The sequence below is a fragment of the Rossellomorea vietnamensis genome, assembly GCF_001305855.1.
GTDB classification, from domain to species: domain Bacteria; phylum Bacillota; class Bacilli; order Bacillales; family Bacillaceae_B; genus Rossellomorea; species Rossellomorea vietnamensis_A.
Genome location: NZ_LIXZ01000097.1, coordinates 1 through 510 on the forward strand (window position 1 = coordinate 1; position 510 = coordinate 510).

Annotated in this window: 2 rRNA genes; both read right to left on the bottom strand. The window is 45.5% G+C overall.

Going from position 1 to position 510, the window contains the following annotated elements:
* Window positions 1-136 precede the first annotated feature (136 nt).
* A 5S ribosomal RNA gene (rrf, locus tag AM506_RS21940) occupies window positions 137-253 on the bottom strand.
* Window positions 254-356: 103 nt separating this feature from the next.
* A 23S ribosomal RNA gene (locus AM506_RS21945) occupies window positions 357-510 on the bottom strand; the annotation flags it as partial.

Consider the following 510-nt stretch of genomic DNA (forward strand, 5'->3'; position numbering starts at 1 on the left):
GCGTCCTCGACCTTCTTGCTCCTCCCTACCCTCGCACTGCGGTCGAGGAGAGATCATGTCAATCCTAATGTTCTTCGAACAAATTCAATTCAACCCAAAAAAAGAGTAGCTCCTAAGAGCTACTCTTTTACTATTTGCCTGGCGACGTCCTACTCTCACAGGGGGAGATCCCCCAACTACCATCGGCGCTGAAGAGCTTAACTTCCGTGTTCGGCATGGGAACGGGTGTGACCTCTTCGCCATTATCACCAGACGAATATAAAATTGAAGGGATTGTTCCTTCAAAACTAGATAAAGAATTGATGTCAAGAAAGCCGAATACCGACCAATTGTTGTTCATATAAATATGACTCTTTGTGGTTAAGTCCTCGATCGATTAGTATCAGTCAACTCCACATGTCGCCATGCTTCCATCTCTGACCTATCTACCTAGTCATCTTCTAGGGATCTTACTCACTTACGTGATGGGAAATCTCATCTCGAGGGGGGCTTCATGCTTAGATGCTTTCA